Origin of the sequence: Thalassospira sp. (assembly GCF_030690045.1) — a bacterium.
Classification (GTDB): Bacteria; Pseudomonadota; Alphaproteobacteria; order Rhodospirillales; family Thalassospiraceae; genus Thalassospira.
This window is the reverse complement of the sequence record NZ_JAUYHK010000021.1, coordinates 99,552-117,922: the sequence shown is the minus strand read 5'-3', so window position 1 is coordinate 117,922 and position 18,371 is coordinate 99,552. Positions and strand designations below refer to the sequence as shown.

General features: G+C 54.8%; 16 protein-coding genes. 9 read left to right on the top strand and 7 right to left on the bottom strand.

The window, feature by feature from the left end; all coding sequences use genetic code 11:
- Positions 1-167: 167 nt before the first annotated feature.
- Positions 168-1,403, top strand: a complete 1,236-nt coding sequence (locus Q8O73_RS17850; protein WP_305559556.1) for a TAXI family TRAP transporter solute-binding subunit — start codon at positions 168-170, stop codon at positions 1,401-1,403.
- Between the two features lie 8 nt (positions 1,404-1,411).
- On the opposite strand, the gene Q8O73_RS17845 is transcribed toward Q8O73_RS17850, so the two are convergent.
- Genes Q8O73_RS17845 through Q8O73_RS17825 form a run of 5 tightly spaced genes read right to left on the bottom strand, consistent with a single transcriptional unit; the run spans position 1,412 to position 6,315 of the window.
- Positions 1,412-1,930, bottom strand: coding sequence for a YcjF family protein (locus Q8O73_RS17845; protein WP_305559555.1), 519 nt, complete (start codon positions 1,928-1,930; stop codon positions 1,412-1,414).
- A complete protein-coding gene (locus Q8O73_RS17840) occupies positions 1,927-2,619 on the bottom strand; it encodes a GNAT family N-acetyltransferase (protein WP_305559554.1) in 693 nt (230 codons plus the stop codon). The genes Q8O73_RS17845 and Q8O73_RS17840 overlap by 4 nt, the downstream gene beginning before the upstream one ends.
- Positions 2,619-3,623: an ABC transporter substrate-binding protein gene (locus Q8O73_RS17835; RefSeq protein WP_305559553.1), complete on the bottom strand. Its 1,005-nt coding sequence runs from the start codon at positions 3,621-3,623 to the stop codon at positions 2,619-2,621. Before Q8O73_RS17835 ends, Q8O73_RS17840 begins: the two co-directional genes overlap by 1 nt.
- On the bottom strand, positions 3,620-5,569 hold the full coding sequence (locus tag Q8O73_RS17830) for an MFS transporter (RefSeq protein WP_305559552.1): 1,950 nt from the start codon (positions 5,567-5,569) through the stop codon (positions 3,620-3,622). The genes Q8O73_RS17835 and Q8O73_RS17830 overlap by 4 nt, the downstream gene beginning before the upstream one ends.
- On the bottom strand, positions 5,566-6,315 hold the full coding sequence (locus tag Q8O73_RS17825; RefSeq protein ID WP_305559551.1) for a hypothetical protein: 750 nt from the start codon (positions 6,313-6,315) through the stop codon (positions 5,566-5,568). Before Q8O73_RS17825 ends, Q8O73_RS17830 begins: the two co-directional genes overlap by 4 nt.
- Positions 6,316-6,512: 197 nt before the next feature.
- On the opposite strand from Q8O73_RS17825, the gene Q8O73_RS17820 reads away from it, so the two are divergent.
- From Q8O73_RS17820 to Q8O73_RS17805, 4 genes are all read left to right on the top strand, one after another.
- The gene (locus tag Q8O73_RS17820) at positions 6,513-7,037 is read left to right on the top strand and encodes a YcjF family protein (protein ID WP_305559550.1); all 525 of its coding nucleotides are present in this window, start codon (positions 6,513-6,515) and stop codon (positions 7,035-7,037) included.
- A gap of 107 nt (positions 7,038-7,144) precedes the next feature.
- Positions 7,145-7,342 carry a hypothetical protein gene (locus Q8O73_RS17815; protein WP_305559549.1) on the top strand — a complete coding sequence of 66 codons (198 nt, stop codon included), beginning with the start codon at positions 7,145-7,147 and terminating at the stop codon, positions 7,340-7,342.
- Positions 7,343-7,400: 58 nt separating this feature from the next.
- A complete protein-coding gene (locus tag Q8O73_RS17810) occupies positions 7,401-8,666 on the top strand; it encodes an SPFH domain-containing protein (RefSeq protein ID WP_305559548.1) in 1,266 nt (421 codons plus the stop codon).
- Between the two features lie 128 nt (positions 8,667-8,794).
- Complete coding sequence (locus Q8O73_RS17805; RefSeq protein ID WP_305559547.1) at positions 8,795-9,352, top strand: YcjF family protein; 558 nt, start codon at positions 8,795-8,797, stop codon at positions 9,350-9,352.
- Positions 9,353-9,420: 68 nt separating this feature from the next.
- On the opposite strand, the gene Q8O73_RS17800 is transcribed toward Q8O73_RS17805, so the two are convergent.
- Positions 9,421-10,500 carry a tartrate dehydrogenase gene (locus tag Q8O73_RS17800; RefSeq protein WP_305559774.1) on the bottom strand — a complete coding sequence of 360 codons (1,080 nt, stop codon included), beginning with the start codon at positions 10,498-10,500 and terminating at the stop codon, positions 9,421-9,423.
- A 51-nt stretch (positions 10,501-10,551) separates the two neighbouring features.
- A complete protein-coding gene (locus tag Q8O73_RS17795) occupies positions 10,552-11,628 on the bottom strand; it encodes a tartrate dehydrogenase (protein WP_305559546.1) in 1,077 nt (358 codons plus the stop codon).
- A gap of 112 nt (positions 11,629-11,740) precedes the next feature.
- Here Q8O73_RS17795 and Q8O73_RS17790 point away from each other — a divergent pair, with 112 nt between their 5' ends.
- The 4 genes from Q8O73_RS17790 (at position 11,741) to Q8O73_RS17775 (ending at position 18,235) form a co-directional block, all read left to right on the top strand.
- Positions 11,741-12,652: a LysR substrate-binding domain-containing protein gene (locus Q8O73_RS17790; protein WP_305559545.1), complete on the top strand. Its 912-nt coding sequence runs from the start codon at positions 11,741-11,743 to the stop codon at positions 12,650-12,652.
- 90 nt (positions 12,653-12,742) lie between these two features.
- The gene (locus Q8O73_RS17785) at positions 12,743-14,140 is read left to right on the top strand and encodes a sigma-54 dependent transcriptional regulator (RefSeq protein WP_305559544.1); all 1,398 of its coding nucleotides are present in this window, start codon (positions 12,743-12,745) and stop codon (positions 14,138-14,140) included.
- A gap of 4 nt (positions 14,141-14,144) precedes the next feature.
- Entirely contained in the window at positions 14,145-16,157 is a 2,013-nt protein-coding gene (locus Q8O73_RS17780; RefSeq protein ID WP_305559543.1) for an ATP-binding protein, read from the top strand.
- A 335-nt stretch (positions 16,158-16,492) separates the two neighbouring features.
- A complete protein-coding gene (locus Q8O73_RS17775) occupies positions 16,493-18,235 on the top strand; it encodes an OFA family MFS transporter (protein ID WP_305559542.1) in 1,743 nt (580 codons plus the stop codon).
- The last annotated feature ends 136 nt before the right edge of the window (positions 18,236-18,371 follow it).

The window sequence follows — 18,371 nt, the reverse complement described above, 5'->3', positions numbered from 1 at the left end:
GGTAAAAAAGGCAACGCATCGGGCAATTCTTGTCTCGCTTCAGATGTTCGGGGGTGCAGAATATCGGCCCGCCTCAAAAGTTTATATGATAATCTTAAATATCGACGATGATTATGCTAATCCTCATCATGTAGGTTGTTTCAGTTTCCGTGTCTTCAAGAGTAATCATGACATCTGCGCGCACATATTCGCCCTGCCTTAACGGAATTTGTGGTCTGCTTGGCGTTGCGATCATCGCCTGCGCCGGATGGGTCGGCCACGCATTGGCACAGGATGTCATGGTACCGCTAAACCAGGTCCCAACAGAATCTCTTGCAAACGGCACATCATCAAACCGCAGCAATTTCAGCGAATACCCCTATAAACCCGACGCGATTCCCCTGTCACAATATCAGACTGACTGGCAAGGTGTTGATGGCGTGCCAGGCATGACCGACAGTGACAACAACAGCACCCGCCGCCAGAAAGAATATTATCTGGCAATTTATAGCGGCAGCACGACCGGCGTTTATTTTCAGGTCGCCGGAAAAGTTTGCGAATTGATGCGCCAGACCTATGAGCAGCATCATATCCGCTGCGTACCCTTGCGGTCACGCGGGGTCGCCAGCAATGTCGAACTGATGAAAGAAGGCCGCGTTCAGGTCGCCATCGTGCAATCCAACACCAATTGGGATGCCGCCCAGGGTATCAGCCCGATTCCCGGCGCACGATCAGTCATGTCCTTGCATGATGAAATGGGGTTGCTGGTGGTTCGTCCGGATTCCGGAATTCGTTCCGTCGCCGATTTGCGGGGCAAACGTATCAATGTTGGCCCAGAAGGGTCGGCATCACGCGCCCTGTGGACCGAACTTTTAAGCAGCTATGACATCACCGCACAAGACCTGCGAACGATTTACGGCGTGGCGCAGGATTATAACCAGATCGGCATTTGTGATGATTTCATTGATGCCTATGGCCTGTGGATCGGCCATCCGGCAACACCGATTCTCGATACGATATCGGCCTGCAAGGCGCGGGTGGTTGGTATGGGCGGGCCGGGAACGGATCAACTGATCGACAAAAACAGTTATTTTTTCCATCAGGCCCTGCCTGCCAACACCTATCCGGGGCAAAACGAACCTGTTGAATCCTATGGTTTCAAGGCATCAGTGATCGCCTATGCCCCGGCCAATCCCTATGTCATTTATTGGCTGTCGCGGGTGGTCCATGAAAATATTGCGGAACTGCGCACCATGCATCCGGCTTTTCACAGCCTGACCGCCAGCGATTTAAAGGAAAAGGGCAATTTCCTGCCTTTCCATGACGGGGCGGCCTGCTATTGGCAGGCGGGCGACAATGCCTGCACCTGGCAACAGAATTTTGCAGAGGAAATCCCCCAGCCCCGTCGCAATTACAGTAACTGATCGCGCCGTCAGGCCGGGGCTGTCTTGCCACGCTTTTGCGCAGAGGCTGCGCGCAAGGCGTCAATCGCTTCGCGCAACTGGTCTTCGTTGAAATCGAAAATGGTGCCGCCTGCCTCGAAATGGGCGATAAAAACGCCGCCCAGACGCCGGGTCAGAATGGCCGCCACCGTCGATGCCGCCGCCATACCAATCACATTGGCCCCCGGCACGATTCGCGCCAAGGCCCATGTCGCCACCGACCCTGATCCCGATGCCAACAGTGATGTTGCCACCGCACCGACAAGCGCCACCGTCCGACTGCGTTCAAACGGCTGATCATAATATTCCGACAGGGATCGCAACATGCTGACATTAACCGCGATCACGCTGGCAATATCAACCAGCGGCAAGGGTATAAACCCGCCAACGGCGGAATAGGTCGCATGGCGTTCTACCGTTTCCTGTGCCCGTGACTGGCGCAATTGGGTGATCAGAACGTCACGTTCTGCAACATCTTCTGCCATCGTTGTGGTTTGCTGCGTCATCATTTACTCACCCTGCCATAATGATCCATAGTGGCCCGACCATAGGCGATCATATCGATCCCGTCTGTCTGCGCAAAGGCATATCCGATCCGCCCTTGCGCCAATGCCTGTTGCTGTTGTTGCAGATCATCCATAATCAGCCATTGCGACGATGTCATGGCGTCTGCTGATATAGCGGTATCATTGTTCACCCCGGTGACAAGATCGCGCCGCATCAAATAGCGCGTCCCGCCAAATTTTTCGACAATGCCCCGAATGCTCAGCCCGCAGGACAACAAACTGATCACACTGGGCCGGTTGGCCGGTGCGGCGGTTGATAACGCAATGTCGCGCCCAAATTGGGGAGCCTGTGCCAGACGAAAGGCAATCATTTTGCGTTGCCATCCCTGCCCGCGCCATGCCGGATGCACCGCCACCCCGTCAATATGGGCAACCTTGGGCAAAAGTTCTGTGGGCAGATGGTGATCATTGCCAAAATTGGCATCACCCGGTCTGGGCAATCCCAAAACGCCATAGACCATCAGGGTACCTTCGGCATAAATGCCAAAAATCCGACCACTTTGGTCAAGATGACCGGCAAAAAAATCATCGCTTTCACGCGCCGCAAACCCCGCCGGAATTCCGGCCAGCACAAGATGATGCAGGGCGATAATATCGGCCAGATGCCGGTCTTGCAGGCGTTTGATCTGCATTATTCAATAATTTCCGCGTAATCAAGCAAGGGCAGAGGCGGGTATAATTCAAGACGTTTGGCCGCCGACAGCCGGATCAGATAGGAAAACCTTTCCAGTGTTTCCACCGGAATATCGCCAGGTGCAACATTGTCGCGCAAAATCTGCACCGCCTTGGTCGCCGCCAGTCGCCCGACCAGTTCATAACGACTGACCAGTCCAAACATGGCCTGCCCATCACGAATTTCAAGTTCGGTGGCGCTAAAGGTTGCCAGACCATTGTCAAACCCGGCCCCGGTCAGAATATCGCGATAGGTGCCAATAAAGTTATCCGGCCCGATATATAAAAAATCGGCCCCCTGTTTCGCCAGTTCTGCCACTTTGCCTGCAATGTCTTCGGGGTTGGCCGGGGAATCTCCATCGCCCAGCGGGGCGGGCAGGACTTCAAACTCCATTTCCTGTCCCAATGCCGTCAGATCGGCGATATTGGCGACCGAATTTGCCTCGTCCGCATTAAACACCACCCCCAGACGATCCATCGGACGATAGGCGCGAATGGCATTGATCTGGGCCGATAACGGCGCGATATGCGCCGCCCCTGTGACATTGGGGCGGGTTTGTCCTTGCGGTGCGGCAATGCCGGTTTGCCAGGGGGCCGACACCATCACAAACACCACCGGGATATCGGTGATATGGCGGGCCGGATCAACCGCGTCATGCGGTCCGACCGCCGCCATCGTAATGCCGGTTCCCCATGTATAGACCAGATCGGGCGGATCGCGCCGGATGGTTTCCAGAATGCCCGGCATCGCATCCATATTGCGATCAAGATTGTAGGTTTCAAAGACAACCGGGATGTTCTGGCTGGTGAAATAATCGTGAAAGCCTTTCTCCACCTCGGTCTCGCCCCGCCACAAAATCAGGGCGATGCGAAACGGATCGGCTTCCTGTGCCCGCAACACCGGGGCCGCCATAACCAGTAATACCCCAACCAGCAACACGCATCGGACAATTTTGCGGATCATTTTGTACCTTCCGCTTGCGGGGTGGTGTCTTTTGGCACCTTGCCAATCAGAATTTCAAAGCAGATGACGCAAAACAGGGCAAACAACCCCATATACAACATCGCATCCACCACCCCAAACGTCACCACCAGCCATGCCCCACTGATCGGACCCAACGCTCCGCCCAGACGTTCCGACAGGCGCAAGACTGCCAGAACCGGGCCGGAACCATGAAGATCGACAAAATCCTTGCTCAGTTTCAGGCTGGCCGATAATTGCGCCGGGATTGATGTCGCATGTGCCAACCCCAACAAACCAACCGCCAATGCCATCATGCCAAATCCCGGCACCAACCCCGCCCCGATCAGGCCAAGGGCGGTCAGCCCGCCGCCAATACCAACCGCACGGGTTTCTGCCTGTTTGGCGTCGGTCCACCGGGCAATGAACCAGCCCGACAACAACGCCACTAGACCATAAATCATAATCACACGACCCATTTCGGCAATATTGGCCCCGGTCTGCCACAGGGCAAATGGCACCATATAATATAAAAATCCGCTCAGGATCAGTTTGGCCGGGGCGGCGGCAAACAGAACCAGCACCACAAAACGCCGATTGCGCAACAAAGCCCGAAATGCTGCCTTTGTCGGCACCGGCGGGGCTTTGTCACCCCGAACAGCCCCGTCAATCAGCAAAAATGCCAGCGCCACCGACAGCAACGCCACACCCCCGCCCATCATAAAGGCCACTGCCGATCCAACATGGCTGGCGATGATGCCGCCAATCGCCGGGCCGCAAATATCGGCCAGCATGATGCCGCTAACCATCATCGCCGACCCTTGGGTGCGGTTTTTATCGCTTGTCGCGTCCAGAACATATCCCTGACAGGCGACAAAGGTGGTGGCATAGCCAAATCCCGAAAAAGCCCGCCAGATCACCAGATCCCAAAAACCACCGGCAAAGGCGGTGCCAAACAGACCAATCGTCGCAAGCCCCGCCCCAACCAGATACATCCGCAACGACCCGATCCGCCCTTGCACCAGACTGCACAACGGCATGGCAATCGCAATCATCAAAAGATGGATCGCCATTACCGTTCCGGCCCCCAGTTGCCCGTCCATCGTTCCTGCCGTCACCTCGGCAAAAAAGGTCGGCATGATCGGGCGGGCCAGTTCTTCGGACAGGACAAACAAAAACGCCAGCATCCGCACGCCAATCAGACGGACTTCGCGGGCCGGTTTGGCCTTGGCACCAATATTGCGGGCTGTACTGGTGATGACCGCGTTGATCCGGGCCATGAACTGACCAATTTCATCACGGCTGCTTTGCCCGTGCAGCAGGGAAAATTTGCCATCGCGCATATTGTCCAGAACCCGGCTGGCGACCCGGACCGGCAAGGCGACATTGACGGTCAGAACCAGCAACATCAATTCAAACGACAGCGCCAGCGCCACCACCAGCACCACCACAATATCAAACAGATTATCGGTCAGGGGCCGCATCAGGGCCGCCCGGTCATGACCGATCACCAGTTGATATGCGCCCAATTGCCGCCAAGTGACGATATGGGACGTATCCCCGGCGTCGTTCCCCTGTTCCAGACTGCTGGCAATATCGGTTTTCGACACCCCGGCAGCATGCAGGATCATCCCGCCGGAATCGCGAATTGCGGCAAACATCAAATCCGGATCACCGGCCTGCATCCCGGCAAACAAATCGGCAAAACCGACCAGATCGGGAATCGGTATGCCCAGCCTTTCGGCGCGTTCAATCTTGGTCGCCAGAACATGAATTTCAATCTGGGCTTTTTTGCCCATATCGATGCGCAAATCATTTTCGGCCAGATTGGCCGCCCGCCATGAAATCCCGACCAGAGAAATACACAACGCCACGACACTGACCAAAAGCAGAATCCAGATCGTTCCGCCGAAAAAACCGGTTTTCCGTTTCGCCGGGATCGCCGTCATGGCTTTGTCCCTCTGCCATTGCCGGACGGATGATCCGTCGTCAATTTATCGCGCACTTCGCGATAAAGGCCAATCATCTGCCGTTCCCCGGCGGTCAGGGCATCGCCATCATGGGTCGGCCCGCCCGATTGTTCCCCGGCGATGGCACGGTCAAGATCGGTTTGCAATTCGACAAAAATCCGGTGACGACGGCGCATCAATATCACCAGAACCAGCAAAACCGGCACGATGGTCATCATGCCAAGGGCGGCGGCCTGCCACAAATTGACAAAGGCCCGGTCCAGGGTGGCGCGGTAATCGGCAATATTGGCAATGATGCGGACATAACCCGCGCATTGCCCGACACTGTCACGCAAAATCGCCCCGGAAATCACATCCGCCTCGCCCAAAATTTCCCATTGATCGGTCGTTGGTGTGACAAAACCCGCATATGAGCCCCCAACATCACCAGCACCGGTGATCAGGCTGCCGTCACATCCCAAAACCTCGATCGCCCGGATGTCATCGGCGGCACGCATATGACGTTCAAGCCCGTCCGACAGATTTTCCAGATTTTCCAGCCGCAGGCCCAGATCGAGTCCCGTCAGCATTTCGCGCCTTGCCTCGCTGAGGATCACGGTCATGCGCTGGCTCAGAAAATCATGCAGGGTTTCATCAAACCGCAGAAAATTCAGAACCGTGGTCAGGGCAAGGGCCGCTGCCAGCACCAACGACAACGACATCCCGATCTTGAAAGACAGACTCACAATCGTTTCCCGATATTGCGTGATACGAATCCGGTGACATTGGTCATATGGTATTTCCGCATTGATTTCCCCCACCTCATGCTTGCCCGACAAACCGTCAGCGTCAAGTAGCCGTGCTGTTTTCCATTAACGATTGCGGGGCGGCGTGCAAGCGTTTACTTTCTTTTTGGTTTGAACAGGTTGGGGCAAAACCGGTCATGAGCAACGACAAAAACGACAAAAAGCAAATCCAGACAGAACGCCGCCGCCATTTGCGCGGCAATAATGTGATCAGTAACAATATGTTATGGGCGCTGGGCACCGGGCTGATCCCGATACCGGTGGTGGATACATCGGCAACAATCGCCATCCAGCTTAAAATGCTGGCCGAGCTCAGCGATGTTTACGAGGTGCCGTTTTCCTATAACAGTGGAAAATCAGTAGTCGCCTCCCTCCTGACAAGCCTGACGGCCAATCTGATGGGCAAGTCGCTGGTCGGGTCGGGCCTGTTTTACGGGATCGCCAGAATGGTTCCGGTTTTGGGGTATGGCCTGAAGGCCCTGACAATGCCGGTCTTTACTGCCGCCTTTACCTATGCGCTGGGCAAGGTGTTTCAGCAACATTTCGCCGCAGGCGGCACGATTCTGACCTTCGACCCGAAAAAAACCGACAGTTATTTCCGCGAAAAATTCGATGAAGGCAAAAAAGTCGTTGCCGAAAAATACAGCCCGAAAGCCGCCTGAAGTCGGCACCGTTCTGCATGGAATGGAATTTGGGATTGTCGGTATCGGGCAACGGCCCTACGATGACAGACTATGGACCCGGTTTCGGGGACACACAGGGGGAAATCATGTACGTCGCCGTTATTATTCTGTATCTGATCGCTGCAATATTGTGCGGCCTGATCGGTCGCCAAACGGCATTTGGCTTTATCGGACATTTTGTGCTGGCCCTGATCATCACGCCGCTTGGCGATTTTCTGGTGCAACTTGTGGCCCGGCCTTCGCGTGCGCTGCGCCGCAAGATCAACGATACTGAAATCGAATAACCCCGGATCACGACCCTTATGCAAAACCTTATTTTACAGGCCGTGAACGAGATTTTGAATGGCTGACACACGCGACACCGACAACACGGCATCAGGCCCGGACATTCCGGCAACCCCGACTCCGAAACGGTTTTCCCTGCGCCGCCATGTCCAGCGGATGCTGGATGGCGTGGCACGCCTGATCCATCGTCATTCGATGTCGATCCTGATCACCCTGTTTTTCATCGTGATCGGCATGATCGTGCTGGCCCCCCGGATTTTCATTACCATCCCAGCCGGTCATACCGGGGTATTGTGGTATCGCTTTTTTGGCGGAACAGTGATTGATCGCAGTTTTGGCGAAGGCATCCACATGATTTTCCCGTGGGATGAAATGTATATCTATGATGCGCGTCTGCAAAACAATGCGCGCATCTATGACACCATTTCATCCAATGGTCTGGCGATGCAGGTGGATATCGCCGTGCGCTATCGCATCAACCCCGATACCGCAGGCATGCTGCACAAACTGGTCGGGCCGAATTTCCCGGAAATTCTGGTCTATCCGGAAATCGGATCACAGGCCCGCGAACTGATCTCGCGTTACACCCCGGAACAGCTCTATACCGAAACCCGCGCCTTCATTCAGGCCGAAATTCTCGAACGCATGGTCAATGAACTGGGATCATCCCTGATCAATCAAAGTTTTCAGGGACGCATGGTAACGGTGGAAGATGTCCTGATCCGCAGTGTGACCCTGCCTGAACGGGTGGCCGAGGCGATTGAACGCAAGGCCGAACAATATCAGGCGATGCTGGAATATGATTTCCGCATTGCCCGCGAAGAAAAAGAAAAAGAACGCAAACGCATCGAAGCCGAAGGTATCCGGGAATTTCAGGATATCGTCGCGCGCACCATTACCGGTGAATATCTGAAACTGCGCGGGATCGAGGCAACGATGGCCCTTGCCACATCGCGCAACAGCAAGACCATCATCATTGGCGGCAAGGATGGCCTGCCAGTTATTCTCAATACCGGGCCCGATGAACCGCAACCGGCAACCGACGCCGAACTGACCGAAGATTCCCGTGCGCCAGCCGCCAACCCGACGGAAATGAATGCCCGCCTGCGCGATATCGCCCCGCAAAATGCGGTTTCGCCCGGTGTTGATGGTGCCAGAATGACACCGGTTCGCCCCGCCACCGACCAGAATCCGTCATCCAGCTTGCCACAGGTTCCCGTGCCGCTGACCGACGCAGCACAGGGCGACACCCCGGCCTTGCCGGAACATCAGCGCACCCTGAATGAATCAGAAGCAACCCCGGCACCGCGCGCGCCGCAATAAAACCGCAGGATTTGTCATATTTGCAATAGATTCCGTTAGTTGCATGACCCAGCTGAATACACTATGATGGCATTTAGACTTGCGGTTGGGTCAAAACAGTTTTTGAATTCCAAAGGAAAGAGGCCGTTATGAGCGAAGCAGCAACCTCGACTGTGTCAGAAGACGAAATCTCTGTCGCAGATGAAACTCTGGCGCTGTCGAAAGACTGCATTCATCGCCATGCGATTTATGCGGCTGTTGGCGGATTGATACCGGTGCCGTTCCTTGAAATGGCCACCAGCAGCACCGTTCAAATCCGGATGATCGCCAAACTTTGCGATATTTACGACGTTCGTTTTTCAGAATATGCCGTTAAAAATGCCATTGGCACCCTGATCGCAACCGTCCTTCCGGCAACCGGTGTCGGCTATACCGCCGCATCGCTGGTCCGGGGCGTTCCGGTGATCGGTTCCGTGTTTGGCATGGTCGCCATGCCCGCCCTTGCCGCTGCCTCGACCTATGCGCTGGGCCGCGTTTTTGCATGGCACTTTGCCAAGGGTGGCACGACGGTCGATTTTGACGCCGCCGAAATGAAGGAACGCTTCAAGGACGAATTTGAAGAAGGCAAACGCAAGGCCTCCGAATTTGTCAAAGGCGATGCCAAAAAGACGACCGGTCCGTCGGGTGCGGCGACCGCCAAGGCCTGATCGGATCAGGCCACCAACAGATTTTCAACACCGCCGGGTTTCGCCCGGCGGTGTTTTTCTTTGCCCGGTTACAGGGCGAGAACCGCATCGGCAATCGCCTTGCCGCAGGTGACGGTATCGGCCTTGCCCTTAAGATCGCCGGTGCGCAGATTGTCATCCACCAGCACCGCCTCGATTGCACGCAAAATACCGTCATGGGCGTCGCGATGGCCCAGATGATCCAGCATCATCGCCCCAGCCCATATCTGACCAATCGGATTGGCAATACCCTTGCCCGCAATATCCGGGGCCGAACCATGCACCGGCTCAAACAGTGACGGAAATTTGCCTTCTGGATTGATATTGCCCGACGGCGCAATACCAATGGTGCCGGTACAGGCCGGACCAAGGTCGGACAGAATATCGCCAAACAGATTGGACGCCACCACCACATCAAACCGGTCAGGATTAAGCACGAAATGCGCAGTCAGGATATCGATATGGTATTTGTCCCAGCGCACATCGCCATAATTTTTCGCCATTTCTTCCACCCGTTCATCCCAATAGGGCATGGTGATGGAAATGCCGTTTGATTTGGTGGCGGATGTCAGATGTTTACGGTCGCGTTTTTGGGCCAGATCAAAGGCAAATCGCAAAATACGATCCACCCCGATCCGTGACATCACAGTTTCCTGCAAAACGATTTCGCGGTCCGTCCCCGGATACATCTTGCCGCCGACCGATGAATATTCGCCTTCGGTGTTTTCGCGCACCACGTAAAAATCAATATCGCCCGGTTTGCGTCCGGCCAGTGGCGATGGCACGCCGGGCATCAGGCGTACCGGGCGCAAATTGACATATTGATCAAATTCACGCCGAAACAGGATCAGCGATTCCCACAGGGAAATATGATCGGGTACCTTGGCGGGCCAGCCCACAGCGCCAAAGAAAATCGCATCGTGATGACCGATTTGCGATTTCCAGTCGTCGGGCATCATCTTGCCATGCTCAAGGTAATAATCGCAGGAAGCAAAATCGAACGTCTCGAAATGCAGATCAATGCCGAATTTCTGTGCAGCAGCATTCAGCACACGCACCCCTTCGGGCATGACTTCGGTGCCAATACCGTCCCCGGCGATGACTGCGATTTTATGGCTTTTGGGTGTCATCATTCATTCCTTACAACACATCGTTTTGCAAAAATCAGCCCGAAAAGGCCATCAGGCATTGTCGCCATGAATGGCCGCAATTACCGCATCAGTCACATCGCGGGTGGTTGCCACCCCGCCCAAATCGGGCGTATGCAGCGCCGGGTCGGCGGTGACCCGCTCCACCGCCCGCATCAAACGCCCGGCCGCGGCGGGTTCACCCAAATGTTCCAGCATCATCACCGCGCTCCAGAATGTGGCAACCGGATTGGCAATGCCTTTGCCGGTAATGTCAAACGCCGACCCGTGAATCGGTTCAAACATCGATGGAAAGATGCCTTCGGGATTAAGGTTCGCGGTCGGCGCAATGCCCAGCGACCCGGCCAACGCCGCCGCAAGATCAGACAGGATATCGGCATGCAGATTGGTCGCAACAATGGTATCAAGCGTTTCCGGGTGCAAGGTCATACGCATGGTCATGGCATCAACCAGCATCTTGTCCCATGTAACATCCGGGTAATCTGCCGCGACCTCGGCGGCGATTTCATCCCACATCACCATGCCGTTGCGCTGCGCATTGGATTTGGTCACCACCGTCAGTTTCTTGCGCGGGCGGGATCGTGCCATGTCAAAGGCAAATTTCATGATCCGCGTCACCCCGGCCCGGGTGAAAATCGATACCTCTGTTGCCACTTCTTCGGGCAGGCCACGATGTGACCGCCCGCCCTGTCCGGCATATTCACCTTCGGAATTTTCGCGCACAATCACCCAGTCCAGATCCCCCGGCCCGACATTGCGCAGCGGGCTTTCAATACCCGGCAAAATACGGGTCGGGCGGACATTGGCATATTGATCGAACGGCTGACAAATCGCCAGTCGCAATCCCCACAATGTCAGATGATCCGGCACATCGGGCGCACCAACCGCCCCGAAATAAATGGCGTCGCAATTCCGGATTTGCGCAAGGCCATCGGCGGGCATCATCACGCCATGTTGTTTGTAATAATCCGATCCCCAATCGTAATGGTCAAATGACAGGCCAAACCCGCCATCGCGCTTTGCCAGAATTTCCAGAACCTCGACACCCGCCGCAATGACTTCCTTGCCAATACCATCACCGGGAATGGCGGCAATCCGATAGTTTTTCATAAGCTACAATCCCGTATTTGGACGCAAAACAATTGATCATTTGCACTGTATATTTTTTATCGAATCAGTATAATTTCCGATTATTTATTTCATTATGTCGCACAGGTTAAAAATGGCCACAGACAGCGACCTTGCCTTTTTTGTCTTGCTGGCGCGCAAGGGCAATTTGTCCGCCGCCGCCCTTGAACTGAACCTGTCGCCGCCTGCCATCAGCAAAAGGCTGGCGAAACTCGAAGACCGGCTGGGTGTGCGGTTGATGAACCGCACCACGCGCCGCGTCAGCCTGACCGGCGAGGGCGAGGCCTATTACCAAAGTGCCGTCAAAATCATGCACGAGATCGACGAGATCGAGCAACGCCTGTCCACGGCGCGGCAAAACCCCGCCGGGTTGCTGCGGGTCAATGCGACATTCGGGTTCGGGCGCGAATATGTCGCCCCGGTAATATCGGAATTTTACCGGCGTTACCCGGATGTCGAGGTGCAACTGGTCCTGACCGATGCGCCGATCAATCTGGTTGAACAAGGATTTGATCTTGGCATCTGGTTTGGTGGCCTGCCCAACAACCGCCTGACGGCGCGCAAACTGCACCGCAACCGGCGTTTTTTATGCGCGGCCCCGTCCTATCTTGAACAGGCCGGCACCCCCAAACGCCTGACCGACCTTACCGGTCACAATTGCATCATCCTGCGTCAGGATACCGAAAGTTATGATTTATGGCGCCTCCAGCGCGGAACACAGACCGAAAGTGTGAAGGTACGCGGCACACTCAGCAGCAATGACGGCGAAATCGCCCTGAAATGGGTGCTGGACGGGCATGGCATCATGTTGCGGTCCGAATGGGATATCGCCCGCCATGTTCATGCCGGGCGGCTGGCACTTGTCCTGCCGAAATACGCCCAGCTTGATACCGATATTTATGCTGTCTATCCCGAACGTCATAATCTGTCAGCCAAGGTCCGGCTGTTTGTTGACTTTTTGCACCGGCAATTGCGCGATCACGCCGCAACCGGGCTGATGGAATAATCATCCTGATTGCTTGATCATTTTACATTTCAGGCGAGACTCATCTAAGCTGCCCTCAAACAAGAAAAATCATATCATCGGAGGAACGCCATGAGATCGACCGCGCCAGGCAAGATTGCCGAGACAGCAACCGGACCGGAATTTGGTCCCTGGCTGGCGCAGGCATCCATCCTGATTGTCGATGATGAACCGGGAATGCGCAATTTTCTGGTCCGAACCCTTGGCCCGCGCTGCAAACATCTTGAAGAAGCATCCGATGCCGCCGACGCCTCGCGCAAGCTTGATGCCAATCATTATGATGTCGTGATCCTTGATAACATCATGCCCGGAAAAACCGGTGTAGAATGGCTTGCCGAACAACGCAAGATCGGTTTTTTCGCCGATGCCATCCTGATGACGGCCTATGCCGATCTTGACACCGCGATCAAGGCCCTGCGGGCCGGGGCGGTTGATTTTGTCCTCAAGCCATTTCGCTCCAACCAGCTTTTGAATGCGGTCGCGCGCTGTCTGGATCGTATGCAGTTACGCAGTGAAAATTATGTCTTGCGCCACGAATTGCAGGCAACCTCCGACCATGTTTTGTTGCGCGACAAACTGATCGGGTTTTCACCAGAAATTCAGGAGGTCCGCGATACGATTTCACGGGTCGCCCATTTGCCCACCACCATCCTGATTTCGGGTGAATCCGGCACTGGCAAGGAAGTCACCGCCCGGTCGATCCACGCCTTGTCAGACCGCGCCCAAAAGCCGTTTGTCCCCGTCAATTGCGCAGCAATTCCCACCGATATGATCGAGGCGGAATTGTTTGGCCATCTGAAAGGTGCCTTTACCGGGGCGCAATCGGCACGCGACGGCCTGTTCATGCATGCACAGGGCGGGACATTGTTTCTGGATGAAATTGCCGAATTACCCTTTGCCACCCAAAGCAAGTTGCTGCGCGCCATCGAAGACCGGCGCATCCGGCCTGTCGGATCGGAACGCGAAGTCCCGGTTGATCTGCGTTTTGTCTTTGCCACCAATGCCAATCTGGAACAGGAAGTCGAAAAAGGTCGGTTTCGTGCCGATTTGTTTTATCGCATCAATGTCATGCAAATTGCCATGCCGCCCCTGCGCCAGCGCGGTGATGATTCGCTTGAACTGGCCAAACTGTTTATGGCGAAACTGTCCAAACAGCTTGGCATGCCACCTGTCCTGATTGACGGTTCGGTTCAGGCCGGACTGGCCGCCTATGACTGGCCCGGCAATGTGCGCGAATTGCGCAATCTGATCGAACGATCCCTGATCCTTGGCAAATTTCCGGTCGAATTTCGCAAACAGTCCCTTTCTGGTCAAAACAACGACGAACCGGTCGAAACACTGGAAGATGTCGAACGGCGTCACATCATGACCATGTTGTTAAAAACCGATGGCAATCGCAGCGAGGCCGCCCGCCGGTTGGGAATATCGCGCAAAACCATCGACCGCAAATGCGCGGCATGGAATGATTGAATTATTGAAAAACAATATCTTTTCCGGAGAACGGCGATCCGTCCGCTTTCGCCTGCTGGCGATTGCCCTGTTGCCAACACTGGTGATATTGCCATTGTTGCTGGGCGTCATGATGGCCCGCTGGAACACCAAATTTGACAGCCTGCTGATCTCGAAGGTCAATGGCGATCTGACCATCGCCCATCAATATGTCAGCCATATTCTGGACAATACCGGGGAACATATCAGGTCACTGGGCCAGTCCGTGTCCTTTCGGAATGTGATGGATACCAAAGACCCCGGAAAACTGGCAATCCTGCTGGAAGAAAACCGCAAAAAACTGGGCCTTGATTTTCTTTATATAACGGATCGGGATGGCACAATTGGCGCAGCCTCGCCCTTTGGGGCCCAACCCGACGCAAATATGAACTGGCCGGTTATTGCCACGGCCCTTGACGGCACAGCCACCACCGCCATTGATATTTTTGAAGATAACGATCTGGCTGCAATTTCCCCGGATTTGGCAGAACGGGCCCGACTTGATCTGGTTCTCACACCCAATGCCGTTCCCACAAGCCGCAAAAGCGAAACCCGTGGCATGGTCGTGCATTCCGCAAGCCCGGTAAGGCTTTCAGATGGCAGGCAAGCTGTCCTGATCGGCGGGATTTTACTGAACCAAAATCTTGTTTTCATTGATACCATCAATGATCTGGTCTACCGCAAGGCCAGCCTTCCGGAAGGCAGTCAGGGCACCGCAACCCTGTTTCTTGATGATGTCCGCATCAGCACCAATGTCCGCCTGTTTGAAGACCGGCGGGCTTTGGGTACACGGGTTTCAGCAGTGGTACGTGACACCGTTCTGGGGCAGGGTCGCGTCTGGCTGGATCGCGCCTTTGTCGTCAATGACTGGTATATATCGGCCTACGAGCCGATCATCGACAGTTTTGGCACGCGGGTCGGCATGTTGTATGTCGGTTTTCTTGAGGCCCCCTTTCGCCAGACAAAAAATGAAACCCTGTTGATGATCATTGCGGCATTTCTAGCCGTCACAATCTTTACTGTTCCGTTATTCCTGCGCTGGGCACGGGGTATTTTCAAGCCGCTTGAACGCATGACACAGACCATCGCCAAGGTCGAAAGCGGCGATCTCGGTGCCCGAACCGGCCTGACGCTGGCCCGCGATGAAATTACCCGCGTCGCGGTGCATCTGGATGATTTGCTGGAACAGGTTCAGGAACGCGACCGGGCATTAAGGACATGGAACGAACAGTTAAATACCCGTGTTGATGAACGTACCAGGGAATTGCAACAAGCCAACCGGCAACTGGAAACCACGACCAAACAATTGATCATGTCCGAAAAACTGGCGGCAATTGGCGAAATTACCGCCGGTGTCGCGCATGAAATCAATAACCCCATCGCCGTCTTGCAGGGCAATCTGGAGGTCATGCACAGCTTGCTGGGTGATCGCGCCGATATCGCCAGCACCGAATTTCGCCTGATTGATGAACAGGTCACGCGCATCGCCCTGATCGTGACCAAACTTTTGCAATTTGCCCGGCCCGAAGAATATGCCGGTTATGTCGAACGGCATGTTCCCGCCAATGTCATCAGGGATTGCATGCCGCTGGTTCAGCATCTTTTGACCCGTGGAGAAATTGATGTTGTTTTTGATCATCGCGCAACACGGCTTGTGTTGATGAATCGCACCGAACTGCAACAGGTTCTGGTCAATCTGATTGTCAATGCCGTTCACGCCATGCCCGAACCGGGCAAACTGACATTGCGCGATTACGACGAAGACCGCAAAGGACATCGGGGTGTGATCATCGAAGTCCGTGATACGGGCACCGGCATGACGCCCGAAACACTGGAAAGGATTTTCGATCCGTTCTTCACCACCAAACGGCGCGAAGGTACGGGCCTTGGCCTCTCCATCAGCAGAACCCTGATCGACCGACAAGGCGGCGATTTTTCCGTTACCAGCACCCCCGATCAGGGAACGACATTCACAATCTGGCTGCCCGAGGCAAGTTGAGCCCCGCACAAACCAGGACATTTTGTCCATCCGAAAATAAAATCTCAGGTTGAATTTGGACATTTTGTCCAATTCCACCAACCCCTCCCCGACAATATTCCAGAAAACCGCCCAAAACATTGAATGGCATGATGTTTGCTGCCTGATCATGTCTGATCCGGGGGCTTGATCTACCCTGCCTCATTGTGTGCGACTGCAACCTTTGATTTTGCGACGCAGCAAAAACACCTTCCGAATCAGACATAAAATCGTTTTGGGGACCACAAAAATGGACCTTTGAGGATTTGAACGGATCGACCCTGAAGAGTTGAAAAACAAAATATCGGGAGGACTACATGTTTGATCGCCTCAAGAAACAACACATCGTCGCAGATGACGATTTCAATCGCTGGAAAGTACCACCAGCCTCCATCGCCATTCATCTTTGTATCGGTTCTGTCTATGCATGGAGCATTTTCAACCCGCCCCTGATCAAGGAATTCGGGGTTGTCGCCGCATCGTCGGGCGATTGGGGCCTGCAATCGGTCGTCTGGATTTTTTCTGTCGCCATTGTCTTTTTGGGCCTGTCTGCCGCTTTTGCCGGTAAATGGCTTGAAGAAGTTGGCCCGCGCATGGTTGGTGTTGTCGCCGCATTCTGCTGGGGTGGTGGCTTTATCATTGGCAGTCTTGGCATTATGAACCATCAGCTTTGGCTGGTGTATCTGGGATATGGCGTGATTGGCGGCTGCGGGCTTGGCCTTGGCTATGTATCGCCGGTTTCAACCCTGATCCGCTGGTTTCCTGACCGGCGCGGCATGGCAACCGGCATGGCAATCATGGGCTTTGGCGGCGGGGCGATGATCGCCACCCCGATCAAGGAATGGTTGCTGGGCGTCTTTTTCAAGGCCCCTGAATATCTGGGGGCAGAAGGGGCCGTCAGCCTGGTGACCGAAGGCGGTCGCCGCATGGCCGAATTCAATGGCCAGATGGTCGAAGTCGTTGTCGCCGGTGCGTCACAGGTGGCATCAATGCCGATCCCGCTGGAAGCCGGTGTCTATGTTGCAGGAACCGGCAATACCGGGGCCGCAGGAACCTTTCTGACCCTCGGCATTGCCTATTTCATCATCATGATCATCGCCGCATTTTCCTATCGCGTGCCACGCGAAGGCTGGAAACCTGCGGGTTGGACACCCCCTACTGCCGATGCAGCCAATCGCCGCATGATCACGCAGAACAATGTCCATATCGATCAGGCCCTGAAAACCCCGCAATTTTATCTGCTGTGGATTGTTCTGTGCTTTAACGTCACCGCCGGAATCGGGGTGATCGGTGTTGCCAAAACCATGATGACGGAAATCTTTGGCAGCACATTGCCCCTGATCGTCAATTCCGGCTTTGCCGCCACCTATGTTTTCATGATTTCGGTGTTTAACATGTGCGGGCGGTTCTTCTGGGCCTCGACATCGGATTATATTGGCCGCAAGAACACCTATCATGTGTTTTTTGTCCTTGGCATCGTCCTGTATCTGTCGATCCCCTATGCCGCCGGACAAATCAGCGTCAATCCTGTCGTCACATGGCTTGTGATGTTCTATGCCGCGACCATGATCATTTTCACCATGTATGGCGGTGGTTTTGCCACCATTCCGGCCTATCTTGCCGATATTTTTGGCACCAAATATGTCGGGGGCATTCATGGCCGGTTGCTGACCGCATGGAGTACCGCCGGTGTTCTTGGCCCCCTCGCAATTACAAAATTGCGGGATGCCTCAATTACCAGTTCGATCCGGGATCTGGCATCCAAGGTCGATCCTGCGGCGTTTCAGGAAAAGTTCGGGGCGGGCATTGCCCAGCTTGATCAGCTTGTTGCGGCCAAAACCGTCACCATCGCCCGTTTGATGGAAATCGCCCCGGCCGGAACAATTGATCCGACATCCAGCCTTTATAATACCACCATGTATGCCATGGCAGCCTTGCTGGTCATTGCCCTTGTGGCAAATGCACTGGTACGCCCCATTGCCGACAAACATTATATGGAAACCGCAAAAGACGATGCCAAAGTGACCCAAGCCGGTCGCGAGGCACCGTCCGAAGCCTGAAAACATATTTTGGCCAGAACGGTCGGGGAATTCCCGATCGTTCTGGTCGGCTGTGTTTTTCATCCGGTTTATTGCAAAACAATTGGTAAAACAGGTTATCCTGTCCGCCTGACATCACCCGTTTACGACATCCCGT